Annotated in this window: 15 protein-coding genes, 6 tRNA genes, 3 rRNA genes and 1 pseudogene; 24 read left to right on the forward strand and 1 reads right to left on the reverse strand. The window is 47.0% G+C overall.

Translation table 11 applies throughout. The annotated features are described in order from the left end of the window. The first annotated feature begins 52 nt into the window (after nt 1-52). From Pas1_RS00165 to Pas1_RS00175, 3 genes are read left to right on the forward strand one after another with little or no spacing between them, the layout of a single operon-like run. Nucleotides 53-655 carry a phosphoheptose isomerase gene (locus tag Pas1_RS00165; RefSeq protein ID WP_112202567.1) on the forward strand — a complete coding sequence of 201 codons (603 nt, stop codon included), beginning with the start codon at nt 53-55 and terminating at the stop codon, nt 653-655. Between the two features lie 22 nt (nt 656-677). After that, nucleotides 678-1,328, forward strand: coding sequence for a BON domain-containing protein (locus Pas1_RS00170; RefSeq protein WP_112294166.1), 651 nt, complete (start codon nt 678-680; stop codon nt 1,326-1,328). Between the two features lie 16 nt (nt 1,329-1,344). Beyond that, nucleotides 1,345-1,701, forward strand: coding sequence for a c-type cytochrome (locus Pas1_RS00175; protein WP_225971622.1), 357 nt, complete (start codon nt 1,345-1,347; stop codon nt 1,699-1,701). A 1-nt stretch (nt 1,702) separates the two neighbouring features. Here the strand turns inward: Pas1_RS00175 and Pas1_RS00180 are convergent, their stop codons facing one another. Then, the gene (locus tag Pas1_RS00180; RefSeq protein WP_112202571.1) at nt 1,703-2,353 is read right to left on the reverse strand and encodes a GNAT family N-acetyltransferase; all 651 of its coding nucleotides are present in this window, start codon (nt 2,351-2,353) and stop codon (nt 1,703-1,705) included. A 499-nt stretch (nt 2,354-2,852) separates the two neighbouring features. Between Pas1_RS00180 and Pas1_RS00185 the strand changes: the two genes are divergently transcribed. From Pas1_RS00185 to fusA, 21 genes and pseudogenes are all read left to right on the forward strand, one after another. Then, a 16S ribosomal RNA gene (locus Pas1_RS00185) occupies nt 2,853-4,385 on the forward strand. 58 nt (nt 4,386-4,443) lie between these two features. Next, nucleotides 4,444-4,520, forward strand: a tRNA-Ile gene (locus Pas1_RS00190). A gap of 33 nt (nt 4,521-4,553) precedes the next feature. Further along, nucleotides 4,554-4,629, forward strand: a tRNA-Ala gene (locus Pas1_RS00195). A 268-nt stretch (nt 4,630-4,897) separates the two neighbouring features. Beyond that, nucleotides 4,898-7,772 (forward strand): 23S ribosomal RNA (locus Pas1_RS00200). Between the two features lie 105 nt (nt 7,773-7,877). Then, nucleotides 7,878-7,991 (forward strand): 5S ribosomal RNA (gene rrf / locus Pas1_RS00205). The 16S, 23S and 5S rRNA genes sit together here with 5 tRNA genes alongside, the layout of an rRNA operon. A gap of 104 nt (nt 7,992-8,095) precedes the next feature. Next, nucleotides 8,096-8,180, forward strand: a tRNA-Tyr gene (locus Pas1_RS00210). A gap of 6 nt (nt 8,181-8,186) precedes the next feature. Continuing rightward, nucleotides 8,187-8,260: transfer RNA gene (locus tag Pas1_RS00215), tRNA-Gly, on the forward strand. A 21-nt stretch (nt 8,261-8,281) separates the two neighbouring features. Continuing rightward, nucleotides 8,282-8,356 (forward strand) — tRNA-Thr (locus Pas1_RS00220). Between the two features lie 61 nt (nt 8,357-8,417). After that, nucleotides 8,418-9,608, forward strand: coding sequence for an elongation factor Tu (gene tuf, locus Pas1_RS00225; RefSeq protein ID WP_112202573.1), 1,191 nt, complete (start codon nt 8,418-8,420; stop codon nt 9,606-9,608). A 16-nt stretch (nt 9,609-9,624) separates the two neighbouring features. Continuing rightward, nucleotides 9,625-9,700, forward strand: a tRNA-Trp gene (locus tag Pas1_RS00230). A 20-nt stretch (nt 9,701-9,720) separates the two neighbouring features. Next, on the forward strand, nt 9,721-10,098 hold the full coding sequence (secE, locus tag Pas1_RS00235) for a preprotein translocase subunit SecE (RefSeq protein ID WP_112294167.1): 378 nt from the start codon (nt 9,721-9,723) through the stop codon (nt 10,096-10,098). A 9-nt stretch (nt 10,099-10,107) separates the two neighbouring features. Continuing rightward, entirely contained in the window at nt 10,108-10,680 is a 573-nt protein-coding gene (gene nusG, locus Pas1_RS00240; RefSeq protein WP_112202577.1) for a transcription termination/antitermination protein NusG, read from the forward strand. Nucleotides 10,681-10,840: 160 nt separating this feature from the next. Continuing rightward, nucleotides 10,841-11,272, forward strand: a complete 432-nt coding sequence (gene rplK / locus Pas1_RS00245; RefSeq protein WP_112202579.1) for a 50S ribosomal protein L11 — start codon at nt 10,841-10,843, stop codon at nt 11,270-11,272. Nucleotides 11,273-11,274: 2 nt separating this feature from the next. After that, nucleotides 11,275-11,976 (forward strand): 50S ribosomal protein L1, encoded by a 702-nt coding sequence (gene rplA / locus Pas1_RS00250; protein ID WP_112202581.1) that lies wholly within the window; start codon nt 11,275-11,277, stop codon nt 11,974-11,976. 226 nt (nt 11,977-12,202) lie between these two features. Beyond that, nucleotides 12,203-12,721 (forward strand): annotated as a pseudogene (gene rplJ, locus Pas1_RS00255) (50S ribosomal protein L10); the annotation flags it as partial. 159 nt (nt 12,722-12,880) lie between these two features. Next, complete coding sequence (rplL, locus tag Pas1_RS00260) at nt 12,881-13,258, forward strand: 50S ribosomal protein L7/L12 (RefSeq protein WP_112202584.1); 378 nt, start codon at nt 12,881-12,883, stop codon at nt 13,256-13,258. A gap of 226 nt (nt 13,259-13,484) precedes the next feature. Beyond that, nucleotides 13,485-17,585: a DNA-directed RNA polymerase subunit beta gene (gene rpoB, locus Pas1_RS00265; RefSeq protein WP_112202586.1), complete on the forward strand. Its 4,101-nt coding sequence runs from the start codon at nt 13,485-13,487 to the stop codon at nt 17,583-17,585. 1 nt (nt 17,586) lies between these two features. Then, nucleotides 17,587-21,849, forward strand: coding sequence for a DNA-directed RNA polymerase subunit beta' (gene rpoC, locus Pas1_RS00270; RefSeq protein WP_112202588.1), 4,263 nt, complete (start codon nt 17,587-17,589; stop codon nt 21,847-21,849). A gap of 177 nt (nt 21,850-22,026) precedes the next feature. After that, on the forward strand, nt 22,027-22,407 hold the full coding sequence (rpsL, locus tag Pas1_RS00275; RefSeq protein ID WP_068947691.1) for a 30S ribosomal protein S12: 381 nt from the start codon (nt 22,027-22,029) through the stop codon (nt 22,405-22,407). A 161-nt stretch (nt 22,408-22,568) separates the two neighbouring features. Continuing rightward, complete coding sequence (gene rpsG, locus Pas1_RS00280) at nt 22,569-23,039, forward strand: 30S ribosomal protein S7 (protein WP_011901897.1); 471 nt, start codon at nt 22,569-22,571, stop codon at nt 23,037-23,039. A 27-nt stretch (nt 23,040-23,066) separates the two neighbouring features. Further along, nucleotides 23,067-25,169: an elongation factor G gene (gene fusA, locus Pas1_RS00285; protein ID WP_112202590.1), complete on the forward strand. Its 2,103-nt coding sequence runs from the start codon at nt 23,067-23,069 to the stop codon at nt 25,167-25,169. The last annotated feature ends 32 nt before the right edge of the window (nt 25,170-25,201 follow it).

Genomic DNA, 25,201 nt, shown 5'->3' on the forward strand with positions numbered 1-25,201 from the left:
AATTGGCCATCATGAAAGTCAATTTCAACGCAAATTGGGTCATAATATTGTTATGGATAAAAATATAACCGAGCGCTTACGTCTAAGAGTCTCCCAACATTTTTTAGACAGCATTGCCGTTAAACAAGAGGCTGAAAAAATTCTGCCAGCTGCAGTTGCCCAGGGCGTTATCGCCATGACGCATTGTTTGCAAAGTGGAGGCAAAGTGATGGCCTGTGGTAATGGTGGTTCCGCGGCAGATGCCCAGCATTTTGCAGCCGAGTTAATTGGCCGTTTTGAGCGCGAGCGTCAAGAGCTTGCTGCGATTGCATTAACCACCGACAGTTCAATTCTGACGGCCGTTGGAAATGATTACAGTTATGACGAAGTGTTTAGTAAGCAAGTACGGGGATTGGGTAAGCCCGGCGACATCCTTTTAGGAATTTCTACATCAGGTAATTCTAAGAATGTCGTGAAAGCCATTGAAGCAGCTAAAAAATTAGGCATGAAAATAATCGCATTGACTGGCAACGGTGGTGGAAAAATTGCCAGCCTACTGGACAGCAATGATGTTCATCTCTGCGCCCCCTCTACTCGCACTGCCCGTATTCAAGAAACCCATTTAGTTTTATTACATAGCTTGTGCGATGGTGTTGACCATTTGATGCTCGATTAAATCCATTCTTTAGAAAGTGAAAATGCAAACTCAGCCTCTCAGCAAATGGATTGCCATTGGAGTATTGCTTTCGTTTTTATCGGGGTGTGGCGTTTTGGCTGTAGGCGGAGTTGCCGCAACGGCCTCGGTCATGGCTGATCGTCGCAGTCCTGGTGTTCAGGCAATTGATAAAGGATTAGAGATTGAGGCAGACAGCGCGCTTTCCAAACGCTTCGGCAGCTCAGCGCACATCAACGTGAACTCTTTCAATCAGAAAGTATTGCTCACCGGCGAAGTAAAAAATGATGAGATCAAGAATCAAGCGGCTGAGTACGTCAAGAGTTTGAAAAATGTTCGATCAGTATTGAATCAATTAATTATTGGGCCAAACAGTTCCTATGCTGCTCGAGCAAACGATTCCTATTTAGATTCCAAAGTAAAGACTCAAATGATCTTTACAGAAAAACTTCCATCTAACTCAATGGATATTGTTGTCGAGGCTGATAACGTTTATATGCTGGGCATCCTGACCCAAAGCGAAGCAGATCTGGCTAAAAAAGTAGCCAGCAATACCAATGGCGTTAAGGAAGTGTTTACATTCTTTGACATCATTTCTGATGCCGAGAAAGCCCGCCTAGAAAAATTGGGTAAGGCTGAAGAGACCCAGCCAACTAGCCCTTCAAAGTTTCAGTAGCATTCATTTATCGCCAATGAAGTTAGTGCTAGCCTGCGCTAAAGCAATTTTCTTTTGGTGTATTTTTTGTTCGCTATGTATCGCACAAGTACATACAAGCTCAGATAATGAAAAAGCTTTTGCGCTAGCGAAACAAAATGCGTGTCTGGGTTGTCATGCCGCCAATAAAAAAATTGTAGGACCAAGTTATCAAGATGTTGCTAAGAAATACCAAGGCGATATTAAGGCGCTGGCATATTTGAAAAATAAAATTCGTAATGGAGGTGCAGGAGCCTGGGGTGTGGTGCCAATGCCTGCAAATACTAAATTAAGTGATACAGAATTATCGCTTTTGAGTGCCTGGATATTGCAAGGCGCTCCTCAATCAAACTAAATTAGAGTGCTGCAGTTTTGCGACCTAAGAACCAGCACCAGGCAGCGCTACTATTTTTCAAGTTTGACTTCAAAGCGTAATCGAAGTCGCCCCACTGCTTATTGGCAGCTTCCTTTACTAGCGTTGCAGGAGTTGCTGGTTCGAGTTTGAGATAGGCATCAGCATCGCCATAAGCAAACTCAACACGCATACCGACTTTTTGCGCTAGCCGCATCATCGATGCATTGTTTGCTAGGCAATGCACATATAAAGTTTCTACAAGTGTATTGCGCGAATGCACCGCAGCTCTCTCAAGAAGAGCGGAACCAACACCTTGATGTCGAGCACTTTCCAGAACAGACACACCAAACTCTGCAGCACGATGCTGTTTCTCTTGTTTTGGTAAGTAAGCTAAATGTGCAAGACCAATAATTTTTAGATCTTCATCAAATACCGCAAAGATTGCATCTTTATTGAAGTCAAGGCTTCCAACATAATGTTCAATGACTTCGTTGGGTGTTTGAGTACCAAAGCGAAGGCGGCGATCTTCATCTTCTAATTGGAGAAAATGCTCAAGTATTGCCTCTCGATGGCCAGCATGAAGCTCGCGGACCGGCACTGCTAGTCTGCTAACGTTTGAAGCGCTTGGCATTTGACTTGATTTGTTGTGCATAACGGGATCTTAGCAGTGTTTGGGAAATATTTCAGGGTTTTCCCTAATAAACCACTAAAAATAATACAAAATTTACAGGTTTTATTGCCTAGTTTTTCAGATTTATGGGAGAAAAAATTCCGAAAATTGGAAATTTTTGAACTGGGCCTAAGTCTTTCTCAAAAAAGCTGATTTTTTTGTTTTTCTATATGACTGATTTTGAAGCCTTTTCTGTTATAGGCCCCAAAAAATAGCGTTTTCATAGGAAAAAGACTACGGAAGGTGTTGACAACCCTCTCAGGGTATGTCATAGTCTCGCTTCTTCGCTGGATGTTTTTGAAAAACGATCCAGCCCTTCTTTAAAAATTAGTCAACCGATAATTGTGGGTACTAAGTGAAAGCATCCAGTCCTTCGGGACAGATGTAAATAAATAGTACTCATAGACAGTAAAAAGATTTGGTTTTATTACCAAGTCAATTTCTTGAATGAGTGCGACGATCCGCAAGGATCACAGGAATTGAACTGAAGAGTTTGATCCTGGCTCAGATTGAACGCTGGCGGCATGCCTTACACATGCAAGTCGAACGGCAGCACGGGTGCTTGCACCTGGTGGCGAGTGGCGAACGGGTGAGTAATACATCGGAACGTACCTTATCGTGGGGGATAACGCAGCGAAAGCTGTGCTAATACCGCATACGCCCTGAGGGGGAAAGCGGGGGATCGAAAGACCTCGCGCGATTAGAGCGGCCGATGCCTGATTAGCTTGTTGGTGGGGTAAAAGCCCACCAAGGCGACGATCAGTAGCTGGTCTGAGAGGACGATCAGCCACACTGGGACTGAGACACGGCCCAGACTCCTACGGGAGGCAGCAGTGGGGAATTTTGGACAATGGGGGCAACCCTGATCCAGCAATGCCGCGTGAGTGAAGAAGGCCTTCGGGTTGTAAAGCTCTTTTGTCAGGGAAGAAACACCGGCTCTAACACAGTCCGGGAATGACGGTACCTGAAGAATAAGCACCGGCTAACTACGTGCCAGCAGCCGCGGTAATACGTAGGGTGCGAGCGTTAATCGGAATTACTGGGCGTAAAGCGTGCGCAGGCGGTTATACAAGACAGGCGTGAAATCCCCGGGCTTAACCTGGGAATGGCGCCTGTGACTGTATAGCTAGAGTGTGTCAGAGGGGGGTAGAATTCCACGTGTAGCAGTGAAATGCGTAGATATGTGGAGGAATACCAATGGCGAAGGCAGCCCCCTGGGATAACACTGACGCTCATGCACGAAAGCGTGGGGAGCAAACAGGATTAGATACCCTGGTAGTCCACGCCCTAAACGATGCTGACTAGTTGTTCGGGATTTACATCCTGAGTAACGTAGCTAACGCGTGAAGTCAGCCGCCTGGGGAGTACGGTCGCAAGATTAAAACTCAAAGGAATTGACGGGGACCCGCACAAGCGGTGGATGATGTGGATTAATTCGATGCAACGCGAAAAACCTTACCTACCCTTGACATGTCACTAACGAAGTAGAGATACATTAGGTGCTCGTAAGAGAAAGTGAACACAGGTGCTGCATGGCTGTCGTCAGCTCGTGTCGTGAGATGTTGGGTTAAGTCCCGCAACGAGCGCAACCCTTGTCTTTAGTTGCTACGCAAGAGCACTCTAAAGAGACTGCCGGTGACAAACCGGAGGAAGGTGGGGATGACGTCAAGTCCTCATGGCCCTTATGGGTAGGGCTTCACACGTCATACAATGGTGCATACAGAGGGTTGCCAACCCGCGAGGGGGAGCTAATCTCAGAAAATGCATCGTAGTCCGGATCGTAGTCTGCAACTCGACTACGTGAAGCTGGAATCGCTAGTAATCGCGGATCAGAATGTCGCGGTGAATACGTTCCCGGGTCTTGTACACACCGCCCGTCATACCATGGGAGTGGGTTTTGCCAGAAGCCGTTAGCCTAACCGCAAGGAGGGCGACTGCCACGGCAGGGTTCATGACTGGGGTAAAGTCGTAACAAGGTAGCCGTATCGGAAGGTGCGGCTGGATCACCTCCTTTCTAGAGAAAGATGCTGGATCTATAGTGCCCACACTTATCGGTTGACAATAAAAGCCACGGGTCTGTAGCTCAGCTGGTTAGAGCACTGTGTTGATAACGCAGGGGTCGTAGGTTCAAGTCCTACCAGACCCACCAATCAGCAGTAGCGATATGGACTAAGTGGACGTTGGGGGATTAGCTCAGCTGGGAGAGCACCTGCTTTGCAAGCAGGGGGTCGTCGGTTCGATCCCGTCATCCTCCACCAACATCTAAATGTCAAAACTAAGCAATTTAGCGATTGTTTAGTTTTGCCATTTATGGCCGTTCTTTAAAAATTTGAGTAAGCAAAGTGTCAAATGTTTCTTTGAGAGAATATTTGACAATGTAATAAGGGTAAAGATTGAATCATCAATCAGTAATACAAACGAGTTTTACCAAGTTCTTTAACAAGTACTTAAAGTTTGGATTACGGCAAACATGTCAGAAGTAGAAGTAAAACCTGTAACAGGTACTAGCAATGGTGCTCGTTATAGGATCAAGTGAATAAGTGCACATGATGGATGCCTTGGCGATTACAGGCGACGAAAGACGTTATAACCTGCGATAAGCCCCGGGGAGCTGGTAAATAAGCTTTGATCCGGGGATTTCTGAATGGGGAAACCCACCACTTTTGTGGTACCCACATCTGAATACATAGGATGTGAGGAGCGAACCTCGTGAACTGAAACATCTAAGTAGCGAGAGGAAAAGACATCAACCGAGATTCCCAAAGTAGTGGCGAGCGAAATGGGAAGAGCCTTCTAGTGATAGCTCAGTAATTAACAGAATGGAATGGAAAGTCCAACAATAAAGGGTGATAGTCCCGTATGTGAAAATTATTGAGTGGTACTAGGCTAGAGACAAGTAGGGCGGGACACGTGAAATCCTGTCTGAATATGGGGGGACCATCCTCCAAGGCTAAATACTCGTAATCGACCGATAGTGAACAAGTACCGTGAGGGAAAGGCGAAAAGAACCCCGGGAGGGGAGTGAAATAGATCCTGAAATTGTGTGCATACAAACAGTAGGAGCCTCGTAAGGGGTGACTGCGTACCTTTTGTATAATGGGTCAGCGACTTACATTCAGTAGCAAGCTTAACCGAATAGGGAAGGCGTAGCGAAAGCGAGTCCGAATAGGGCGTTAGTTGCTGGGTGTAGACCCGAAACCAGTTGATCTATCCATGGCCAGGTTGAAGGTGCGGTAACACGTACTGGAGGACCGAACCCACTAACGTTGAAAAGTTAGGGGATGAGCTGTGGATAGGGGTGAAAGGCTAAACAAAACTGGAAATAGCTGGTTCTCTCCGAAAACTATTTAGGTAGTGCCTCGTGTATCACTGTAGGGGGTAGAGCACTGTCATGGTAGTGGGGTCCATTGCGGATTACTGCGCCATAGCAAACTCCGAATACCTACAAGTGCAAGCACGGGAGACAGACATCGGGTGCTAACGTCCGGTGTCAAGAGGGAAACAACCCAGACCGCCAGCTAAGGTCCCTAATATATGCTAAGTGGGAAACGAAGTGGGAAGGCTAAAACAGTCAGGAGGTTGGCTTAGAAGCAGCCATCCTTTAAAGAAAGCGTAATAGCTCACTGATCGAGTCGTCCTGCGCGGAAGATGTAACGGGGCTAAGCATATAACCGAAGCTGCGGATCACAGCAATGTGATGGTAGGAGAGCGTTCTGTAAGCCTGTGAAGGTGTCTTGTAAAGGATGCTGGAGGTATCAGAAGTGCGAATGCTGACATGAGTAGCGATAAAGGGGGTGAAAAGCCCCCTCGCCGTAAGCCCAAGGTTTCCTGTTCAACGTTCATCGGAACAGGGTGAGTCGGCCCCTAAGGCGAGGCAGAGATGCGTAGCTGATGGGAACAAGGTTAATATTCCTTGACCATTGTTAGATGCGATGGGGGGACGGATCGCGGAAAGTTGTCCGGGTGTTGGATATTCCCGGTTCTTGCGTTGGAGATGGCTATTAGGTAAATCCGGTAGCGTAATTCAAGGGCGTGAGACGAGCGAATTTATTCGCGAAGCAATTGGAAGTGGTTCCAAGAAAAGCCTCTAAGCTTCAGTCTAACAAGACCGTACCGCAAACCGACACAGGTGGGCGAGATGAGTATTCTAAGGCGCTTGAGAGAACTCAGGAGAAGGAACTCGGCAAATTTGCACCGTAACTTCGGGATAAGGTGCGCCCTTGTAGTTTGACCGTGAACAACGGGAGGACGAAAGGGTTGCAATAAAAAGGTGGCTGCGACTGTTTAATAAAAACACAGCACTCTGCAAACACGAAAGTGGACGTATAGGGTGTGACGCCTGCCCGGTGCTGGAAGATTAAATGATGGGGTGCAAGCTCTTGATTGAAGTCCCAGTAAACGGCGGCCGTAACTATAACGGTCCTAAGGTAGCGAAATTCCTTGTCGGGTAAGTTCCGACCTGCACGAATGGCGTAACGATGGCCACACTGTCTCCTCCTGAGACTCAGCGAAGTTGAAATGTTTGTGATGATGCAATCTACCCGTGGCTAGACGGAAAGACCCCATGAACCTTTACTGTAGCTTTGCATTGGACTTTGAATCGGTCTGTGTAGGATAGGTGGGAGGCGTTGAAAGCGGAATGCTAGTTTCGCTGGAGCCAACCTTGAAATACCACCCTGATTTATTTGAGGTTCTAACCTTGGCCCATTATCTGGGTCGGGAACAGTGCATGGTAGGCAGTTTGACTGGGGCGGTCTCCTCCCAAAGTGTAACGGAGGAGTACGAAGGTACGCTTGGTACGGTCGGACATCGTACCTAAAGTGCAATGGCAAAAGCGTGCTTAACTGCGAGACCGACAAGTCGAGCAGGTGCGAAAGCAGGTCATAGTGATCCGGTGGTTCTGTATGGAAGGGCCATCGCTCAACGGATAAAAGGTACTCTGGGGATAACAGGCTGATACCGCCCAAGAGTTCATATCGACGGCGGTGTTTGGCACCTCGATGTCGGCTCATCTCATCCTGGGGCTGTAGCCGGTCCCAAGGGTATGGCTGTTCGCCATTTAAAGAGGTACGTGAGCTGGGTTTAAAACGTCGTGAGACAGTTTGGTCCCTATCTGCCATGGGCGTTGGAGATTTGACGGGGGCTGCTCCTAGTACGAGAGGACCGGAGTGGACATTCCGCTGGTGTACCTGTTGTTTCGCCAGAAGCATCGCAGGGTAGCTATGAATGGAAGAGATAACCGCTGAAAGCATCTAAGCGGGAAACTTGCCTGAAGATGAGATCTCCCGTAGGTTTAACCTACATAAAGGGTCGTTGAAGACCACAACGTTGATAGGTCGGGTGTGGAAGCGCAGTAATGCGTTAAGCTAACCGATACTAATTGCCCGTTAGGCTTGATCCTATAACCAGCACTATTGTGTTGGATGTTTGCCAGATTTAATCTGCATCCTTATTACATGCTTACTCAAATCGAACTGTTGATTTATCAACAGTTCAACCCTCTACGCCCGGTGACCATAGCAAGTTGGAACCACTCCTTCCCATCTCGAACAGGACAGTGAAACGACTTTACGCCGATGATAGTGCGGATTACCCGTGTGAAAGTAGGTAACTGCCGGGCACCAATGCGACGCCCAGACCCTTTTAGGTCTGGGCGTTTTTACTTGTGCAAAGCGCTAGAGAGATTGACAGATTCTCCGTTAGGAGTCAGAATATTGGGTTCGCGGAGGGGTGTCCGAGCGGCTAAAGGAGGCAGACTGTAAATCTGTTGGCTATGCCTACGTAGGTTCGAATCCTACCCCCTCCACCAAGATGTGCGGGATTAGTTTAATGGTAAAACAGCAGATTTCCAATCTTCGGTCAAGAGTTCGATTCTCTTATCCCGCTCCAGTATTTTGTAGCAAAAGATTGGCCCATGTGGCTCAGTGGTAGAGCACTCCCTTGGTAAGGGAGAGGTCGGCAGTTCGATCCTGCCCATGGGCACCATGTTTCAGATTTATAAATTGTGATTTCGTTGGTTTAAAGAGTTAACTAAAGGCAGACAAAAATGGCAAAAGAAAAGTTTGAGCGGACAAAACCGCACGTAAACGTAGGCACCATTGGTCACGTTGACCACGGTAAAACCACTTTGACAGCAGCAATCGCAACCGTGCTTTCTAAGCAATTCGGTGGCGAAGCAAAAGCATACGATCAGATCGATGCTGCTCCTGAAGAAAAGGCCCGTGGTATTACGATTAATACTGCGCACGTTGAGTATGAGACTGCTAATCGTCACTATGCTCACGTCGATTGCCCAGGACATGCTGACTACGTTAAGAACATGATTACTGGCGCTGCCCAAATGGACGGCGCAATTTTGGTTTGCTCTGCAGCTGACGGCCCAATGCCACAAACCCGTGAGCACATCCTCTTGGCACGCCAAGTCGGTGTTCCTTACATCGTCGTGTTTTTAAACAAGTGCGACATGGTCGATGATGCTGAGTTGTTAGAGCTCGTTGAGATGGAAGTACGTGAGCTTTTATCTAAGTACAACTTCCCTGGTGATGACACTCCAATCATCCACGGTTCTGCTAAGTTAGCCCTAGAAGGTGACGAAGGCGAATTGGGTAAAGGCGCGATCATGAAATTGGCCGAAGCTTTAGATACTTATATTCCTACTCCAGAGCGCGCGATTGATGGTGCGTTCTTGATGCCAGTAGAAGATGTGTTCTCGATCTCTGGTCGCGGCACTGTTGTGACTGGTCGTATTGAGCGCGGTATTGTTAAGGTAGGTGAAGAGATTGAAATCATTGGTATTAAGCCCACTCTCAAAACCACTTGTACTGGTGTAGAGATGTTCCGCAAACTGCTCGATCAAGGTCAAGCAGGCGATAACGTCGGTATTTTGTTACGTGGTACTAAGCGTGAAGAAGTTGAGCGTGGCCAAGTCTTGGCCAAGCCAGGTTCAATCACCCCACATACCCACTTTACAGCCGAGGTTTATATCTTGGGTAAAGATGAAGGTGGTCGTCATACTCCGTTCTTTAACAACTATCGTCCCCAGTTTTACTTCCGTACTACGGACGTAACGGGTTCAATCGAGTTGCCAAAAGACAAAGAGATGGTCATGCCTGGCGATAACGTCACCATTACCGTCAAACTCATCGCGCCAATTGCGATGGAAGAAGGTTTACGTTTTGCAATCCGTGAAGGTGGCCGTACTGTTGGCGCCGGAGTGGTTGCGAAGATTTTGGCTTAAGTAATTTTTGAAATAAAGGGGTGTAGCTCAATTGGCAGAGCGTTGGTCTCCAAAACCAAAGGTTGGGGGTTCGATGCCCTCCGCCCCTGCCACGATTTGAACTGAAAGCAATATGTCGCAACAAACGGTAAGTCATTCTGAAGAAAAAAGCAGTTGGGTCTCCGGACTCGCCGCTCTGATTGTCGTTGCAGCACTAGTCTTGTATTACGTGCTTGTCGATCAATCCTTGTTGTTGCGTTTAGCTGTTTTGTTTGGCGGTATTGCGATCGCAGTTTTGATTGTGGCGATTTCACCAGAAGGGCGTAGGTTTTTCTCCTATGCGAAAGATTCTTGGTACGAAGCAAAAAAAGTTGTTTGGCCAACTCGTAAAGAGGCAACCCAAATGACTTTGGTCGTATTTGGTTTTGTTCTGATCATGTCCATATTTTTATGGGTTGCAGACAAATTGATTGAATGGCTAGTTTTTTCAGTCTTATTAGGCTGGAAGTGAGTAATAAAAATGATTGATTCTGAATTGGCCGTAAACCCACAAGCTACTGGCAATATGCGCTGGTACGTTATTCATGCTTATTCGGGCATGGAAAAAAGTGTGAAAAAAGGTCTTGAAGAGCGGATAGCACGCTCGGGGATGTCTGAAAAATTTGGCCGTATTTTGGTCCCATCTGAGGAAGTGGTGGAGATTAAATCTGGCCAAAAGTCAGTTTCTGAGCGCCGTTTCTTCCCAGGGTACGTCCTGATTGAGATGGAAATGACCGATGAAAGCTGGCATTTGGTGAAAAATACGCCAAAAGTGACCGGTTTTGTTGGTGGCGTCCGCAATCGTCCAAGTCCGATTTCTACGGCTGAAGTGGCCAAAATCATGGATCAAATGCAGGCCGGGGTTGATAAACCCAAGCCTAAGACCCTCTTTGAGGTGGGTGAGATTGTGCGGGTCAAAGAAGGCCCATTTGTTGATTTCAATGGAAATATTGAAGAAGTCAATTATGAGAAGTCAAGATTGCGCGTTTCTGTTACAATTTTTGGCCGCGGTACCCCAGTTGAACTCGAGTTCGGCCAGGTAGAAAAGATGTAAAAAACAAGGACTTAGTCCGGTTTTGTAGTAGTTGAATTTAAGTGGTTATTTAGTTTTAGTAATTAACCGAGGAGCGGAGCTAGAAAGCCAAAACCTAGCGAAGCGTTTACTCAACGGCGGTCTTTCCTTATGAGGTCAGGCGCGCTTTTAGGAGCAACACATGGCAAAGAAGATTATTGGCTTTATCAAACTGCAGATCCCTGCAGGTAAAGCAAACCCCTCACCTCCCGTGGGCCCAGCATTGGGTCAACGCGGTTTGAACATTATGGAATTCTGTAAGGCGTTCAATGCTCAAACTCAGAGCATGGAGCCAGGCCTTCCAATTCCAGTTGTGATCACAGCATTTGCTGATAAGAGCTTCACGTTCATCATGAAGACTCCCCCAGCAACCATCATGATCAAGAAGGCTGCGAAGTTGGAGAAGGGTTCACCACGTCCCCATACCGATAAGGTTGGAAAAATTACTCGTGCTCAAGCAGAAGAAATTGCTAAAGCAAAAATGCCCGATTTAACAGCTGCTGATATGGACGCTGCTGTAAGAACAATCGCTGGTAGCGCCCGTTCCATGGGCATCACTGTGGAAGGTCTCTAATCATGACTAAATTATCTAAACGCGTTAAAGCGATTCAATCTAAGGTTGATCGCAATAAGTTTTATTCATTGGAAGACGCATTGACACTCGTTAAAGAGTGCGCAACTGCCAAGTTCGATGAGTCTATTGACGTTGCTGTTCAGCTTGGTATTGATGCCAAGAAATCTGACCAAGTTGTGCGTGGCGCAGTGGTGCTTCCAGCTGGTACAGGTAAGCATGTTCGTGTTGCAGTTTTTGCTCAAGGCGAGAAAGCTGAACAAGCTAAAGCTGCTGGTGCAGAGATTGTTGGTATGGAAGAGTTGGCTGATCAGATCAAAGGCGGCAAGATTGATTTTGACGTTTTGATCGCCTCCCCAGACACCATGAAGATCGTAGGTACTTTAGGTCAAGTGTTGGGCCCACGCGGCTTGATGCCAAATCCAAAAGTAGGAACCGTTACCCCTGACGTTGCAACTGCAGTTAAGAATGCAAAAGCAGGTCAAGTGCAATTCCGTGTGGACAAAGCCGGTATCGTGCACGCAAGCATTGGTCGTCGTTCATTCGAGCCAACTGCATTGAAGACCAATTTGCTCGCATTGCTTGAGGCTTTGAATAAAGCAAAGCCACCTGCATCTAAGGGAATTTATTTGAAGAAGGTTGCCGTAAGCAGCACCATGGGTGCAGGCGTACGTGTGGATCAGGCTTCGCTACAAGCAGCACAGTAATTTGTAGCAAAAGAACTTTGGGTCGACTCTGTAACTAGAGTCGAACATCAAAGACCGTTGGCGGATTAGTTTGCTTGGAAAGAAATTAATTCTTAATTGTTACGAAAGTAATAGCCAGCGCAGATGGCGACCCTGAAAAGATTTCGCAAGAGTTTCTTGTGATTGAACAATCAGACGCTGGTGTGTAACCCCAACTGGAAACAGTTGGTTTTTATGGAGTTAAACCGTGCCTTTGAATGTAGAAGACAAAAAAGCAATCGTTGCTGATGTCGGCGCTCAATTGGCTGGAGCCCAAACTGTTGTTCTCGCTGAATACCGTGGTATTCCAGTTGAGGAATTGACAAAGCTGCGTGCTAGCGCTCGTAGTCAAGGTGTATATCTTCGTGTTTTGAAGAACACATTGGCGCGTCGTGCTGCACAAGGCACACAGTTTGAGCCTCTTGCTGATTCGATGGTTGGCCCCTTGATCTATGGCATCTCTGCAGATCCAATTGCTTCGGCAAAAGTACTGCAAGGCTTTGCGAAGACTCAAGACAAGCTAGTCATCACTGCTGGCTTATACAACGGCAAGTTGTTGGATGTGGCTGGCGTTAAAGCCCTCGCAACAATTCCAAGTCGCGACGAGTTGTTATCGCAGTTGTTGGGCGTCATGTTGGCCCCAGTATCTGCAATGGCTCGCGTATTGGGTGCCGTAGCAGCACAAAAGGCAGCCGGGGCACCTGCTCCAGCAGCAGCACCTGTAGCAGAAGTTGCAGCAGCTCCAGCAGAAGTAGTTGCTGAAGCCGCCGCACCAGAAGCAAGTGCTGAGCCTGCAGCTGCAAGCCCAGAAGCTGGAACAGAAAGCAATGAAACCCCTGCCGCTGAATAAGCGACAGATTAACTATTTAAGTATTAGGAGCTAAAAATGGCGATTACTAAAGAAGAAATTATTGATGCAGTAGGTAGCATGTCTGTAATGGATTTGAACGACTTGGTTAAAGCGTTCGAAGAGAAGTTTGGCGTATCCGCTGCGGCGATGGCTGTTGCTGGTCCTGCTGGTGCAGGCGGTGGCGGTGCTGCTGCTGAAGAGCAAACAGAATTTACTGTTAACTTGCTCGAAGCTGGCGCAAACAAGGTTTCAGTAATTAAGGCAGTTCGTGAAATTACTGGTCTTGGCCTCAAAGAAGCAAAAGACTTGGTTGATGGTGCACCTAAGCCAATCAAAGAAGGCGTTGATAAAAAGACTGCCGAAGAAGCCAAGAAGAAGCTCGAAGAAGCTGGCGCGAAAGCAGAACTCAAGTAATGCAACTTTAGCTAGCGTCTCCCAAAAGGAGTCGTTAGCCATGTTGGGTTTGACCTTTAGAGGTCAAACCCGATTTCATTTCTGATTGAAATCGGGTTTGCCTTCTGATACGACTGCAGAATGCAAGTTTGGTCGGACACTGAATCTGAGGATTTAGTGTTGTCCGCCAGTGGTTGGTAGTGGCCAACCGCCAAATCTTTGTACAGTCGCTGAATTCGGAGATGAAATGAACTATAGCTTCACCGAACGCAAGCGAGTCCGTAAAAGCTTTGCTAAGCGAGTAAATAATCACCAGGTTCCATACCTGATTGCAACCCAGCTGGAGTCCTACGCTAAATTTTTGCAGGCAGAGAAGCCTCCAACTTCGCGTATTACAGAAGGCCTACAAGCCGCATTTACTTCTGCCTTCCCAATTGTTTCCAACAATGGCTATGCACGTATGGAATACGTGTCATATCAATTGTCGCAGCCACCATTTGACGTCAAAGAATGTCAACAACGGGGCTATACCTACCATTCTGCCTTGCGCGCCAAAGTTCGCTTGATCATTTATGACCGCGAAGCGCCTACTAAGGTTAAGGAAGTCAAAGAGAGCGAAGTCTACATGGGTGAGATTCCCCTGATGACTGAGAATGGCTCTTTTGTCATCAACGGTACTGAGCGCGTGATCGTTTCTCAGTTGCACCGTTCCCCAGGCGTGTTCTTCGAACACGATAAAGGCAAGACTCATAGTTCTGGTAAGTTGCTGTTCTCAGCACGCATCATTCCTTACCGTGGTTCATGGCTCGATTTCGAGTTTGATCCAAAAGATATTTTGTATTTCCGCGTTGATCGTCGTCGTAAGATGCCTGTCACCATTTTGCTTAAAGCAATTGGCTTAAACAATGAGCAAATTCTTGCAAACTTCTTTAATTTTGATCATTTCACCTTGAGTGCAAATGGTGGATCGATGGAGTTTGTCCCTGAGCGCTTGCGTGGCCAGTTAGCCAACTTTGATGTGCTTGATAAGAATGGCGTCGTTGTCATTCAAAAAGATAAGCGTATCAACGCAAAACACATTCGTGAACTCGAAGCCGCTAAAACAAAGAACATCGTTGTTCCAGATGACTATTTAATTGGCCGCGTTGTGGCACGTAATATTATTGATCCAGACTCAGGTGAAATCTTAGCGTACGCTAATGATGAGATTACTGAAGAGTTGTTGGCCACCTTGCGTGATGCAGGTATCAAGCAACTAGAAACCATCTATACCAATGATCTGGATTCTGGTGCTTACATTTCTCAGACATTGCGTACTGATGAAACAGCTGATCAAACCGCAGCACGTATTGCGATCTATCGCATGATGCGTCCTGGCGAGCCACCAACAGAAGATGCAGTTGAGGCTTTATTCCAGCGCTTGTTCTACAGCGAAGACAGCTATGACTTGTCACGTGTTGGTCGTATGAAGGTCAATAGCCGTTTGAACCGTCCAGAGATGGAAGGTCCAATGGTTTTATCCAATGAAGATATTCTCGACACGATTAAGTCCCTCGTTGATTTACGTAACGGCAAAGGCGAGGTAGACGATATTGACCACTTAGGTAATCGTCGTGTACGTTGCGTTGGTGAGTTGGCTGAGAATCAGTTCCGTGCAGGTTTATCCCGCGTAGAGCGTGCAGTAAAAGAGCGTCTTGGTCAAGCTGAAACAGAAAACTTGATGCCGCATGATTTGATTAACAGCAAGCCAATCTCTTCAGCGATTCGTGAGTTCTTTGGTTCTTCACAGCTGTCTCAGTTTATGGATCAAACCAACCCACTTTCAGAGATCACGCACAAGCGTCGTATTTCTGCATTGGGACCTGGTGGTTTGACACGTGAGCGTGCAGGCTTTGAGGTGCGCGACGTGCATCCAACCCACTATGGCCGTGTTTGTCCAATTGAAACTCCAGAAGGACCAAACATTGGTCTGATCAACTCACTCGCGCTTTTTGCCCGTTTGAATGAGCACGGTTTCTTGGAAACGCCATATCGCAAAGTTGCTAATAGCAAGGTAAGCGATGAAGTTGTTTATTTATCAGCAATTGAAGAGGCGAAGTATGTGATTGCTCAGGCAAACGCGACGATCGACAAGAATGGTAAGTTAGCCGATGAGTTGGTTTCAGCTCGTCAAGCTGGCGAAACCATGATGGTTAGCCCAGAGCGCATCGATTTCATCGACGTTGCTCCAAGTCAGATCGTTTCTGCTGCTGCTTCACTCGTTCCATTCCTAGAGCACGATGATGCGAACCGTGCTTTGATGGGTGCGAACATGCAGCGTCAAGCAGTTCCTTGCTTACGTCCTGATAAACCATTAGTTGGTACTGGTCTCGAGCGCATTGTTGCGGTTGACTCTGGCACTGTTGTGCTGGCAAATCGCGGCGGTATCGTTGATTACGTCGATGCAAATCGTGTCGTGATTCGTGTAAACGATGATGAAACTGCAGCCGGTGAAGTTGGTGTGGATATTTACAACCTCATCAAATATACCCGCTCAAATCAAAACACCAATATCAATCAGCGCCCAATCGTAAAAGTAGGCGATCGTGTTGAGCGTGGCGATGTGGTTGCTGACGGCGCCTCTACCGATTTAGGTGAGTTGGCTTTGGGTCAAAATATGACTGTGGCATTTATGCCATGGAATGGTTATAACTTCGAAGACTCCATCTTGATTTCTGAGAAGGTTGTTGCAGATGACCGTTACACCTCGATTCATATTGAAGAGTTATCTGTAGTTGCTCGTGATACTAAGTTAGGGTCCGAAGAAATTACTCGCGATATCTCTAATTTGGCTGAGTCACAACTCTCTCGTTTAGATGAAAGCGGTATTGTTTACATTGGCGCTGAAGTTGAAGCCGGCGACGTATTGGTTGGTAAGGTAACTCCAAAAGGCGAAACAACTCTTACCCCAGAAGAGAAATTACTACGTGCGATCTTCGGTGAAAAAGCATCCGATGTTAAAGATACTTCTTTGCGTGTTCCTTCTGGAATGATTGGTACCGTAATCGATGTTCAAGTCTTCACCCGTGAAGGTATTGAGCGCGATGCCCGTGCACAGTCGATTATTCAGGAAGAATTACAACGCTACCGCTTGGACTTAAATGACCAATTGCGTATTGTTGAAGGTGACGCCTTCATGCGTTTAGAAAAACTCTTGGTTGGTAAAGTTGCCAATGGCGGTCCTCAGAAATTAGCCAAAGGCAGCAAGATCGATAAGGCTTATCTAGCAGACTTGGACAAATACCATTGGTTTGATATTCGTCCAGCGGATGAGGATGTTGCTTCTCAAGTTGAGGCAATTAAATCGTCTATTGAAGCTAAGCGCAAACAATTTGATGAGGCTTTTGAAGAGAAGCGCACCAAGTTGACTCAAGGCGATGATCTCCAGCCTGGCGTAACCAAGATGGTCAAGGTGTATTTGGCTGTTAAGCGTCGTTTACAGCCTGGCGATAAGATGGCCGGCCGTCACGGTAATAAAGGCGTGGTTTCAAAAATCGCTCCTGCCGAAGATATGCCATTTATGGCTGACGGACGTCCCGTCGATATCGTTTTGAATCCATTGGGCGTTCCTTCTCGTATGAACGTAGGTCAGATTTTGGAAACCCACTTAGGTTGGGCGGCCCAAGGTATTGGTAAGCGTATTGACGAGATGGTTCGTGAACACGCTAAGCAAGCTGAATTGCGTAAGTTTATGAAGCAGCTCTATAACGAAACTGGTCGTCATGAAGATATCGACGGATTCACTGATGAGCAAATTACTGCATTGGCTGAAAATTTACGCCAAGGTTTGCCATTTGCTACGCCAGTATTTGATGGTGCTACTGAAGCAGAGATCGCCAGAATGTTGGAGTTAGCTTATCCACAAGATGTCGCTACTGCATTGCAGATGACCCCATCACGTCAACAGATGATTCTGCGCGACGGTCGTACAGGCGATCAGTTTGAACGCCCTGTAACAGTTGGCGTTATGCACGTCTTGAAACTCCACCATTTGGTCGACGACAAGATGCATGCCCGTTCAACCGGACCATACTCTTTGGTGACACAACAGCCATTGGGCGGTAAAGCCCAGTTTGGTGGTCAGCGCTTTGGTGAGATGGAAGTTTGGGCTCTCGAGGCATACGGCGCTTCTTACGTTCTGCAGGAAATGCTGACCGTGAAGTCCGATGATGTCACCGGCCGTACCAAAGTTTACGAAAACATCGTCAAGGGCGAGCACACAATTGATGCTGGCATGCCCGAATCCTTCAACGTATTGGTAAAAGAAATTCGTTCGTTGGGTATTGACATTGACATGGAGCGCAACTGATATGAAAGCATTGCTCGATTTATTTAAGCAAACCCAGGGTGAAGAGCAATTTGATGTCATCAAAATTGGCCTCGCATCTCCTGAAAAAATCCGCTCATGGTCTTTTGGTGAAGTACGCAAGCCAGAAACGATTAACTATCGGACTTTTAAACCTGAGCGTGATGGTCTTTTCTGTGCCAAGATTTTTGGACCAACCAAAGACTACGAGTGTCTATGCGGTAAGTACAAACGCTTAAAGTTCCGCGGTGTTATCTGCGAGAAGTGCGGCGTAGAAGTTACTCTTGCTAAGGTGCGTCGTGAGCGAATGGGCCACATTGAGCTGGCAGCGCCTGTAGCGCATATCTGGTTCTTGAAGTCCTTGCCATCCCGCTTGGGTATGGTTTTGGATATGACCTTGCGGGATATTGAGCGCGTTCTGTACTTTGAAGCTTATGTAGTTGTGGATGCAGGCATGACTCCTGAAGGCGCAATGAAGCGCGGTCAGATCATGTCTGAAGATGAGTACATTGCCAAAACTGAAGAGTATGGTGATGGTGCTTTCACAGCCATCATGGGCGCCGAAGGTATCCGTGAACTGCTTCGTTCGATCGACATCAATCGCGAAGTGGAAACAATTCGCGCTGAGCTCAAAGCGACTGGTAGCGATGCCAAGATCAAGAAATATGCCAAGCGCTTAAAAGTGCTCGAGGCATTCCAGACTTCAGGCATTAAGCCTGACTGGATGATCATGGAAGTATTGCCAGTATTGCCGCCTGAATTGCGCCCATTAGTGCCGTTGGATGGTGGTCGCTTTGCTACTTCCGACTTGAACGACCTCTATCGTCGTGTAATCAACCGTAACAACCGTTTGAAGCGTTTGTTGGAGTTGCGTGCACCAGAGATCATCGTTCGTAACGAAAAACGCATGCTGCAAGAAGCGGTTGACTCATTGCTCGACAACGGTCGTCGTGGCAAGGCTATGACTGGCGCTAACAAGCGTCCTCTGAAGTCCTTGGCTGAGATGATTAAAGGTAAGAGTGGTCGTTTCCGTCAAAACTTGTTGGGTAAACGCGTTGACTACTCTGGTCGTTCAGTCATCGTGGTTGGCCCTACATTGAAATTACATCAGTGCGGCTTACCAAAATTGATGGCCTTGGAATTATTCAAGCCCTTCATTTTCAACAAGCTTGAAACTTTAGGAATTGCAACCACCATTAAGGCTGCAAAGAAAGAAGTTGAGAGCCAGACGCCAATCGTTTGGGATATTCTCGAAGAAGTGATTCGTGAGCATCCAATTATGCTCAACCGTGCGCCTACATTGCACCGTCTTGGCATTCAGGCTTTCGAGCCAATGCTGATTGAAGGCAAAGCAATCCAATTGCACCCATTGGTCTGCGCAGCATTTAACGCCGACTTTGACGGTGACCAAATGGCGGTTCACGTGCCTTTATCGCTCGAAGCGCAAATGGAAGCACGCACTTTGATGTTGGCTTCAAATAACGTCTTGTTCCCAGCGAACGGCGAACCATCCATTGTTCCTTCACAGGACGTAGTTTTGGGCCTCTATTACGCGACTCGAGACAAGATCAACGGTAAGGGCGAAGGCATGGTTTTTGCCAACATCACTGAGGTAGTGCGCGCATATGAGGCTCGTGAAGTTGAATTAGCTTCCCGCGTTGCCGTGCGTATTACTGAGTTTGAGATCGTAGATAAGAAAGCAGAAGGCGATGCCCGTTTTGCTGAAAAAACGAAGATCTATCAAACTTCTGTTGGCCGCGCCATTTTGTCGGAGATTTTGCCTAAGGGTATGTCTTTCGAGGAAATCAATAAGCCTTTGAAGAAAAAAGAAATCTCACGTTTGATCAACACTTCATTCCGTAAGTGTGGTCTGCGCGAGACAGTGATTTTTGCTGACCGCCTCTTGCAGTCTGGTTTCCGTTTGGCAACAAATGCCGGTATCTCGGTTGCGATCGACGATATGCTGATTCCAACTTCCAAAGAGCGCATCATCACCGAAGCTTCTACCAAGGTAAAAGAGTATGACAAGCAGTTCATGTCAGGTCTCGTAACCAATCAAGAGCGTTATAACAACGTGGTTGATATTTGGGGTGCTGCTGGTGACCAAGTTGGCAAAGCGATGATGGACGAGTTATCACACGTTGATGTACTCGACCGCAACGGCAAAACTGTGCGTCAAGAATCGTTCAATTCTATTTATATGATGGCTGATTCTGGCGCGCGTGGATCTGCGGCGCAGATTCGTCAGTTGGCTGGTATGCGTGGTTTGATGGCAAAGCCAGATGGCTCCATCATTGAAACTCCAATTACTGCGAACTTCCGTGAAGGTTTGAATGTGTTGCAGTACTTCATCTCAACCCATGGTGCTCGTAAAGGCTTGGCTGATACAGCATTGAAGACAGCGAACTCAGGTTACTTAACACGTCGTTTGTGTGACGTTACTCAAGATCTCGTGGTGATCGAAGATGATTGTGGCGCAACAAGCGGCGTAACCATGAAGGCATTGGTTGAAGGCGGCGAAATTATTGAAGCATTGCGTGACCGTATTTTGGGCCGTGTATGTATCGGTGATATTTTGCATCCAGATACTCAAGAAGTTATCGTGCCTAACGACACCTTGCTCGATGAAGATCATGTTGATCAAATCGTTGCGCTCGGTATCGACGAAGTTAAAGTTCGCACTGTTCTATCTTGCTTAACTCGCTTTGGTTTATGCGCGAAGTGCTACGGACGTGACTTAGGTCGCGGTGGTTTGGTCAACGTTGGCGAGGCGGTAGGTGTAATTGCTGCTCAATCCATCGGTGAGCCAGGCACCCAGTTGACCATGCGTACCTTCCACATTGGTGGCGCAGCATCACGCGCTTTAGTTGCAAGCAATATTGAAGCCAAATCCAATGGTTCATTGAAGTTCTCTAGCACGATGCGGGTTGTGAAGAATGCGAAAGGTGAGCAGATCGTGATTTCACGTTCTGGCGAAGCCTTGATCATGGATGACAACGGTCGTGAGCGTGAGCGTCATAAAGTCCCTTACGGCGCAACCCTCTCCTTAAAAGAAGGTGCAGCAGTCAAGGCTGGCGCAAGCTTGGCAACCTGGGATCCATTAACTCGTCCGATTATTTCTGAATACGCTGGTGTTGCTCGCTTTGACAATGTCGAAGAAGGCGTGACCGTTGCTAAGCAGGTTGACGACGTTACTGGACTCTCTACTTTGGTCGTTATTGATGGTAAGCGCCGCAGTGCTGCAAGTAAAGGGGTTCGCCCAATGATTAACTTGGTTGATGAGAAAGGCAATGAAGTGATGATTGCTGGTACTGATCACCCTGTAAACATTGGCTTGCAAGTCGGCGCTTTAATTACCGTTAAAGATGGCCAAAAAGTTGAGGTCGGTGAAGTCTTGGCTCGTATTCCAATCGAATCCCAAAAGACTCGCGACATTACGGGTGGTTTGCCACGCGTTGCAGAATTGTTCGAAGCACGTTCACCAAAAGATGCAGCAGTCTTGGCGAAAGTGACCGGAACTGTTTCCTTCGGCAAAGAAACCAAAGGTAAACAACGCTTGGTGATTACCGATATGGATGGTGAAGCAAATGAATTCTTGATTCCTAAAGAGAAACAAGTGCTTGTTCATGACGGCCAAGTTGTGAATAAGGGCGAGATGATTGTGGAAGGCCCTGCTGATCCACACGATATCTTGACGCTCAAAGGTATTGAAGAGTTAGCCATCTACATCGTTGATGAAGTTCAAGACGTTTATCGTCTCCAAGGTGTGAAGATTAATGACAAGCACATTGAAGTTATCGTGCGTCAGATGTTACGTCGTGTTCAGGTAACTGATCCAGGCGATACATCCTTCATCCCTGGCGAGCAGGTTGAGCGTTCAAAACTCTATGATGAGAATGATCGTGTGATTGCTGAAGGTAAGCGTCCAGCGCTGTTCGATAACGTGTTGCTTGGAATTACTAAGGCATCCTTGTCGACCGACAGCTTCATTTCAGCGGCTTCTTTCCAAGAAACCACCCGTGTATTGACCGAAGCTGCAATTATGGGCAAGACCGATACACTTCGTGGTCTTAAGGAAAACGTCATTATTGGTCGCTTGATTCCTGCTGGAACTGGCTTGTCTTATCGCCGTGCCCGCAAAGTCAGAGAGCAATTTGAGCGCGATCGTGCTCAGATGATTGCCGCCGAAGAGCAAGCAATGGCCGATATGCCAATAGAAATAGAGGCTGAAGTCGTTGCTCCTGCTGGGGAGGCTGATCCTAGCTAATTTGGTTTTTTAGCCATTAAATGGCCAGTTCTTTCCTATTTGGTTGACGGGAAAGGCTGGCCAAGCTAGAATGCTGAGTTCTACTGATTCAGAAGAAGGTCTTTTTGACCTAGAAATTATCTAAGTCATTGATTTTCTTGAAGAAAGCAACAAAGAAGTACTAACCGAGCTATTTTTATGCCAACAATTAATCAATTATTACGTAAGCCAAGAACACGGCTGACCGTTAAAAGTAAGAGCCCTGCGCTGCAAAACAGTCCGCAGCGCCGTGGTGTATGCACACGTGTATATACAACGACCCCTAAAAAGCCAAACTCTGCGCTACGTAAAGTCGCCAAAGTTCGCTTAACCAATGGTTTTGAAGTGATTTCATACATTGGCGGTGAAGGGCATAACCTCCAGGAACACTCAGTAGTGTTAATCCGCGGTGGTCGTGTAAAGGATTTGCCAGGTGTGCGCTATCACATCGTTCGTGGATCTTTGGACTTGCAGGGTGTTAAAGACCGTAAGCAAGCCCGTTCCAAGTATGGTGCTAAGCGCGCTAAAAAGGCTGCTTAATTAGCAGTTTTAAGAATTCGCAGTAAGAAGTAAGTCAATTTTGTCGGACTTAAAAGGCAAGTAAGTGGTTGCTCCGTTTAGAGCTGAAGTTTTCTAAATAGTAGGGCAACTGGAGCGGGCGATCAATTTTGGTTGCCCCCAACTGAACTGAAGGAGTAGTTATGCCACGTCGTCGTGAAGTTCCCAAACGGGAAATCTTGCCTGATCCAAAATTCGGCAATGTAGAAGTCGCTAAATTCATGAACGTCCTCATGTTGGACGGCAAGAAATCGGTTGCAGAGCGTATCGTTTATGGTGCCTTTGATCACATCGAGAAAAAAGCAAATAAAGAACCACTCGAAATTTTTTCAACAGCCATGGGCAACGTTAAGCCAATGGTTGAGGTGAAGAGCCGTCGTGTTGGGGGCGCAAACTATCAAGTTCCTGTTGAAGTTCGTCCATCACGCCGTTCTGCTTTGGCAATGCGCTGGGTGCGTGAAGCCGCTAAGAAGCGCGGTGAAAAATCCATGGCTCAACGTTTGGCCAACGAATTATTAGAAGCTGCTGAAGGTCGTGGCGGCGCTATGAAGAAGCGTGAAGAAGTTCACCGTATGGCTGAAGCTAATAAAGCTTTCTCACATTTCCGCTTCTAACCCATTAGTAAAGAAAAGGTATAAACAGTGGCACGCAAAACCCCCATCGACAGATATCGCAATATTGGTATTTCTGCGCACATTGACGCAGGTAAGACCACAACTACAGAACGTGTTTTGTTCTACACCGGTGTTAATCACAAAATCGGTGAAGTGCATGATGGCGCAGCTACTATGGATTGGATGGAGCAAGAGCAAGAGCGTGGTATCACGATTACTTCTGCTGCTACCACCACCTTCTGGAAGGGTATGGCAGGCAACATGCCAGAGCACCGTATCAATATTATTGATACCCCAGGACACGTAGACTTCACCATTGAGGTTGAGCGTTCAATGCGCGTTCTCGATGGTGCATGTATGGTGTATTGCGCAGTAGGTGGCGTTCAGCCACAATCCGAAACTGTTTGGCGTCAAGCAAATAAGTACCAAGTTCCCCGTTTGGCTTTTGTAAACAAGATGGACCGTACTGGTGCGAACTTCTTCAAGGTCTATGACCAAATGAAGGCTCGTCTCAAAGCAAATCCAATCTTGATTCAAATCCCCATTGGTGCTGAAGAAAACTTTAAAGGCGTTGTTGACTTGGTCAAAATGAAAGCCGTCTATTGGGATGAGGCTTCACAAGGTACTAAGTTCACCTACGAAGACATCCCTGCAGAGTTGCAAGCTTCGGCAGAAGAGTGGCGCGAGAAGATGCTCGAAGCTGCTGCGGAGAGCTCTGAAGAATTGATGGAAAAATATCTCGGCGGCGAAGGCTTGACCGAAGAGGAAATTAAGGGCGCATTACGTCAACGCACTATTGCTAATGAAATCGTTCCAATGTTGTGTGGAACTGCATTTAAGAACAAAGGTGTTCAGGCAATGTTAGATGCAGTAGTTGAATTGCTGCCATCTCCATTGGACGTACCTCCAGTTCCTTGCGAATTAGAAGATGGCACACCTGCCACTCGCGAAGCATCTGATAGCGCAAAGTTTTCTGCACTAGCATTTAAGATCATGACTGACCCATTCGTTGGCCAGCTCATCTTCTTCCGTGTTTACTCAGGCGTAATGAAGTCTGGCGACACCATCTACAACCCAATTAAGGGCAAGAAAGAGCGTGTTGGTCGTTTGTTACAGATGCATGCAAACCAACGCGAAGAAATCAAAGAAGTGTATGCCGGTGATATTGCCGCAGCAGTTGGTCTGAAAGACGCAACTACAGGCGAAACATTGTGTGATCCAGATAGCATCGTGATTTTGGAGCGCATGGTATTCCCAGAGCCAGTGATCTCTCAAGCTGTTGAGCCAAAGACCAAAGCTGACCAAGAAAAAATGGGCTTAGCTTTAAATCGTTTGGCGCAAGAAGATCCTTCTTTCCGCGTCAAGACTGATGAAGAATCTGGTCAAACCATTATTTCTGGAATGGGCGAGCTCCACTTAGAAATTTTGGTTGATCGCATGAAGCGTGAATTTGGTGTTGAAGCAACTGTTGGTAAGCCACAAGTTGCCTATCGCGAAACTATTCGTAAGATTTGTGAAGAGATCGAAGGTAAATTTGTTAAGCAGTCTGGTGGTCGTGGTCAGTATGGGCACGTGGTATTGAAGCTTGAGCCACAAGCACCAGGCAAAGGTTTTGAATTCGTTGACGCTATCAAGGGCGGTGTGGTTCCGCGTGAATACATTCCTGCAGTAGAAAAAGGCATCATTGAGACATTGAACTCCGGTATCTTGGCTGGCTATCCAGTTGTCGATATCAAAGCAACCTTGTTCTTTGGTTCATACCATGATGTTGACTCTAATGAAAACGCATTTAAGATGGCGGGCTCAATGGCATTCAAAGATGGTATGCGTAAAGCATCTCCAGTCTTGCTCGAGCCAATGATGGCTGTAGAAGTAGAAACACCAGAAGATTTCATGGGTAACGTAATGGGTGACCTCTCATCACGTCGCGGTATTTTGCAAGGTATGGATGACATTCCAGGCGGCGGCAAGATCGTACGCGCTGAAGTGCCATTGGCTGAGATGTTTGGTTACTCAACTGGCTTGCGCTCGTTGACCCAAGGTCGTGCTACCTACACCATGGAATTTAAGCACTATTCCGAAGCACCCAAGAACGTTGCTGAAGCAGTTATGGCTGCTAAAGCGAAGTAATTTATCCACATTAATTTTTGAATATTGACTAG

It is taken from the genome of Polynucleobacter paneuropaeus (genome assembly GCF_003261235.1).
GTDB classification, from domain to species: domain Bacteria; phylum Pseudomonadota; class Gammaproteobacteria; order Burkholderiales; family Burkholderiaceae; genus Polynucleobacter; species Polynucleobacter paneuropaeus.